Source organism: Paraclostridium benzoelyticum, assembly GCF_001006285.1.
Taxonomy (GTDB): Bacteria; Bacillota; Clostridia; order Peptostreptococcales; family Peptostreptococcaceae; genus Paraclostridium; species Paraclostridium benzoelyticum.
Window position 1 is genome coordinate 1 of the sequence record NZ_LBBT01000279.1, and the last position, 4,623, is coordinate 4,623.

At 26.5% G+C, this 4,623-nt stretch carries 9 protein-coding genes; all 9 read left to right on the plus strand.

Annotated elements, in window-relative coordinates; translation table 11 throughout:
* Nucleotides 1–238: 238 nt before the first annotated feature.
* The 9 genes from VN21_RS18445 (at nucleotide 239) to VN21_RS14180 (ending at nucleotide 4,596) form a co-directional block, all read left to right on the plus strand.
* The gene (locus VN21_RS18445; RefSeq protein WP_152650824.1) at nucleotides 239–400 is read left to right on the plus strand and encodes a Clo7bot family Cys-rich peptide; all 162 of its coding nucleotides are present in this window, start codon (nucleotides 239–241) and stop codon (nucleotides 398–400) included.
* A 204-nt stretch (nucleotides 401–604) separates the two neighbouring features.
* Nucleotides 605–766: a Clo7bot family Cys-rich peptide gene (locus VN21_RS18450; RefSeq protein WP_152650825.1), complete on the plus strand. Its 162-nt coding sequence runs from the start codon at nucleotides 605–607 to the stop codon at nucleotides 764–766.
* A 510-nt stretch (nucleotides 767–1,276) separates the two neighbouring features.
* Entirely contained in the window at nucleotides 1,277–1,405 is a 129-nt protein-coding gene (locus VN21_RS18455) for a Clo7bot family Cys-rich peptide (protein ID WP_152650826.1), read from the plus strand.
* Nucleotides 1,406–1,423: 18 nt separating this feature from the next.
* Nucleotides 1,424–1,555, plus strand: coding sequence for a Clo7bot family Cys-rich peptide (locus VN21_RS18460; protein ID WP_152650827.1), 132 nt, complete (start codon nucleotides 1,424–1,426; stop codon nucleotides 1,553–1,555).
* 23 nt (nucleotides 1,556–1,578) lie between these two features.
* A complete protein-coding gene (locus VN21_RS18740; protein WP_161794409.1) occupies nucleotides 1,579–1,722 on the plus strand; it encodes a hypothetical protein in 144 nt (47 codons plus the stop codon).
* Nucleotides 1,723–1,816: 94 nt separating this feature from the next.
* Complete coding sequence (locus VN21_RS18745) at nucleotides 1,817–1,990, plus strand: hypothetical protein (RefSeq protein ID WP_161794410.1); 174 nt, start codon at nucleotides 1,817–1,819, stop codon at nucleotides 1,988–1,990.
* Nucleotides 1,991–2,110: 120 nt separating this feature from the next.
* Nucleotides 2,111–3,463 carry a radical SAM/SPASM domain Clo7bot peptide maturase gene (gene ctpM, locus VN21_RS14170; protein ID WP_046823837.1) on the plus strand — a complete coding sequence of 451 codons (1,353 nt, stop codon included), beginning with the start codon at nucleotides 2,111–2,113 and terminating at the stop codon, nucleotides 3,461–3,463.
* Nucleotides 3,456–4,085 carry a gluzincin family metallopeptidase gene (locus tag VN21_RS14175; protein WP_046823838.1) on the plus strand — a complete coding sequence of 210 codons (630 nt, stop codon included), beginning with the start codon at nucleotides 3,456–3,458 and terminating at the stop codon, nucleotides 4,083–4,085. Before ctpM ends, VN21_RS14175 begins: the two co-directional genes overlap by 8 nt.
* A gap of 37 nt (nucleotides 4,086–4,122) precedes the next feature.
* Complete coding sequence (locus tag VN21_RS14180) at nucleotides 4,123–4,596, plus strand: GNAT family N-acetyltransferase (protein ID WP_046823839.1); 474 nt, start codon at nucleotides 4,123–4,125, stop codon at nucleotides 4,594–4,596.
* Nucleotides 4,597–4,623: the final 27 nt, after the last annotated feature.

Sequence of the window (4,623 nt, forward strand, 5' to 3'; positions counted from 1 at the left end):
TACAAATTTTATAATTTTTCTGCAATTTATACTATATAACAACAACCTATACTTAAATATTGAATTTAATAAGATTTTAAAATAAAGTAACCTTATACAAGGAATTAGATTGATTTAAGTTTTAATAGATACACAGATTAAAATTTCATATTTCCTTAAATCTGAACTGAATATAAAGATATTTTAAGTGAATATGAATTTTAATAAATTAATCAAATGAAAAAGGAGGGGAATGTTAATGAAGTTTATAAAAATACCAGCAAACAAATTTGAAAAAGGATATTGTTTTGATCTTGGTTGTGTTTCTGACTGTAGCACAAACTGTTATGGAGACTGTTCAACAAAATGTAATGGTTTCGATACGTGTCAAAATAATAGTGGGTGTCTAACTAATGGATAACTAGGAGAGGAGAAATAGTAATGAAATTTATAAAAATACCAGCAAACAAATTTGAAAAAGGATATTGTTTTGATCTTGGCTGTGTTTCTGACTGTAGCACAAACTGCTATGGAGACTGCTCAACAAATTGTTCCGGTTTTGATACATGTCAAAATAATAGTGGATGTCTAACTAATGCATAACTAGGAGAGGAGGGAAATAGTGATGAAATTTATAAAAACACCAGCAAACAAATTTGAAAAAGGATATTGTTTTGACCTTGGTTGCGTTTCTAAGTGTGAAGGAAACTGCTATGGAGACTGTTCAACAAATTGTGTAGGTTTCGATACGTGTCAAAATAATAGTGGGTGTCTAACTAATGCATAACTAGATTTTATAATTAAATACAATACTTTATAGATATAAAAAACTCATTGAGATTAGCTTGTGGTAAAATAGATTTTCTAAAAAAGTAAGCCATAAAGAGTTAATCGCAATGAGTTATAAAAATTTTAACATAAAAAAGAGGAAAAATATTAAGAAATAAGGCCTTGATTTAGTTGTATATGAAAAGGAGATAGATATTTTATACGACATGAATGTCTTTTTCCCTAGTTATTCGATCATACTGTATTTGAGTATTAAGACTTGGTTTAGAGAAATCCATTTTATTAGATTGGTATAAATATACTTATTTAATAAATCAAAATTCGAGTCATCAAATAAACAAAAATATTTAACCTAGAGTGATTAGTATTTTTCTTTAAATATTGAGGGCATAAACTAATATAGGGATAGCATTCGTTGTTAACTTAGCAAAAACATATATTAGGCCTAGAGCTTCAATTTATTCCTAGTTGTTAAATAAATTACAACTAAAAAAGGAGAAGTAAACATATGAAGTTTATAAGAAAACCAGTAAATAAATTTGAAAAAGGATATTGTTTTGCATGTACTGACAATTGTAGTTTATTATGCACTTGGTTTACAGGTTGTAATAATAACTCAGGGTGTGTTATCAACTAAAAAAGGAGGAGCAAACATATGAAGTTTATAAGAAAACCAGCGAACAAATTTGAAAAAGGATATTGTTTTGCATGTGTTGGAATGTGTAATAGCAATAGTGGTTGTGTAGTTAAGGATTGTCAAAATTATGGAGTTTGCTTTGAGTATTAAGTAAAAAGAGGAGGAGCAAACATATGAAGTTTATAAAAAAACCAGCAAATAAATTTGAAAAAGGACTGTGTTATTCTATAGGATGCTTCTATTTTTGTGATAGTAATAGCGGAGAAGTTTGCACTTCAATGTGTCAAGTAAAAGTGTGTGATGGCTATTTACCATAAGTGAGTAACCTTAATTTAAAAAATAAATTATGTAATATTTTATTTTTATGATTTATGACAAAACCGTATAAATTTAAGGAAAGGGGGGGATTAAATGAGATATATTGTATTAAATCAACAAAATTATAGAAATGGCCTTTGTTTTGATATTGGGAGTATATGCCCGAATTTTACCTGCGATTCAGTTTGTGGTAGTAAATGTATTAGCAATTGTACTGGTAATTGCACTAATGTCTGTGATAATAAATGTGATAGTGTTAATATCTAGCTAACTTGCTTAAAAAATCAATTAATGTTTTATGACTTTAATTTAGAATTAAATTTAAGTATAAAATAGATAAGTAAAAGTATGAAATAAAATATTATTTGTGGCATGAGAGGGTCGATTATGAAAAAATCTAAATATAACAAAATAATAAAATTGGAAAATGAAAAAACTATAGCTTTTAATAGTTTAACTTGTGCATTAGCAGAGGTAGATGAAGAGTTTTTAAATGTATTAGAAAATATAGAAAATATAGATACAGATAATATAAGTGGAAAAATGAAAGAATTAGTTGATAATATGTCAGTGGGTAACTTTATAATCCAAAATGAAACTGATGAGTTAAAGTTAATAAAGTATAGAAATTATAGAGGGAAATTTTCAAATAATGGGTTAGGATTAGTTATTGCTCCTACATTAGCATGTAACTTTGCTTGTCCTTATTGCTATGAAACTCCTAAGCCTGGAATGATTAGCAAAGAAGTTCAAGATTCTTTAATAGAATTGATAGAACAAAATGCTAAACGTAAAAAAAACATCCATATTACTTGGTATGGAGGAGAACCTCTATTAGCTAAAGATATAATAGCTGATTTTGCTAAAAAAGCTATAGAAATAACTGAAAGAGAAGGGGTTCACTATTCATCATATATTGTAACTAATGGATATTTAATAAATGATGAAATTATTCAAATTTTCAAAGATTCAAGAATAGGTGGAGCTCAAATTACAATAGATGGCCCTCCAAGTATTCATAATCAAAGAAGAATATTAAAAAATTCAAATGAAGAGACTTTTGATAAAATAGTAGAGAATATAAAAAAACTTATTGATGGTGGGATTACAAATGTAGGGATAAGAATAAATATTGATAAAACTAATGTAGCTCATATTGAAGAATTATTAGATATTTTAGAGGAAAACGATTTAAAAGATGCGCGTATTAGTTTGGGTCACGTTAGTGCATATACAGATGCTTGTAGCGGTATAGCTAGTAATTGCTTAAATACAGAAGAATATTCGCAAGAAGATATAAAATACCAAAAGATACTTTTTGAAAGAGGTTATAAATCATCTGGAGAATATCCATATTATCCAAGTATAAAAGCAAACTACTGTTGCGCAGATAGTATAGGGGCTTATGTAATTGATCCTGAGGGATATATGTACAAATGTTGGAATGATGTAGGAAATGTAAAAAGAACAGTAGGAAATATTACTACAATAAATACAGATATAGATGAAAAGATGCATGCTCTGAATACAGAATATATTATGTGGTCTCCTTTTGAAAATGAAAGATGTATAGAATGCGAGTTATTACCAATATGTATGGGAGGATGTCCATATAATGGATTAATAGATAATAATCCAAAATGTGAAAAATGGAAATTTAGTCTTGAACAAACAATAATAGCTACATATGAACAAGATAGTAAAATAGAATGCGAAAAAGGATGTTGTAGCTGTGGATAGAATTAACTTTTATGCTAGAGATTTAAGAGTATTAAAAGGTATTAGAGATTATTTAGATTTTTATAATAGAATAAATAAAATAAGAAAAATGTTTGATTTTGACAAAAAAATTATACTAGATGTGATGGATGATTTAAAAGAGTTAGAAGATTTGGTTGAAAAGAAGGTTCCTAAGTGGGTAATCGGGACAAGTTTCGATAATATAATTTTAATTTTAGATCACGATAAATGGAAAAAATCAAATAATGAAACTGTTGAAAATTTAATACTACATGAATTTGTTCATGTAGTATTAAATTTAAAATCAAAAGGGAATTTACCTATATGGTTAAATGAAGGATTAGCTGTATATTTTTCTAACCAGTATCATTCTTTTAAATATCAAAACTTTGATAATAATATCGATGTTAATTTTTATGATATAGATTATAGAAATGAAAATGTATATTATATAGGTGTTTATGTACTTATAAAATTAATTGATAAGTATGGGATAGAAAAAGTTGTTCATGAGGCTTTAAATACTGAAAATTTTGAAACAAATCAAGTTTTTAGAAATGATAATTTATTAAGTCTTATAAATAATAGTTCAACAAGTAAATCTAAAGATTCTAACTATTAACTTGCTATTATATACATTTAGAACAAAAGGAGGAAATATGGAAATCAAAGTTAGAGAAGCAAATTTATCTGATTTAGATGATATACTAGAAATGCTTAGAAACTTAGGTATAGACCAATTAGGAAAAGATGATTTTTATAAAGGGAGTTTAGAATTTAATTTTAATGAAAATTGTATTAAGAATTCTATAATAAATGAAAAATGTGGACTATTTGTAGCTGAGTATAATGAAAAAGTTCAAGGGTTTATAGAAGTTAGAATAGATGTTAATAACTTTAAATTTGAACATAATAATTATGCTTATATAGTTAATCTCTATGTAAAACCAGAGAGTAGAAATAATAAGGGAATATGTTCAAGCAACTTATATAAAGCTGCTGAAGATTGGGCTGTTTCAAAAGAAAGAGATTTTATAATAGCAGATGCTTTTGATCATAACAAAAAAATAGTTAGAATTTTGAATAAATTTGAATTTTCAAAATATAAAACACTAATGGTCAGAGAGATTTAACGTCTTAAATATATTTATAAATATAAT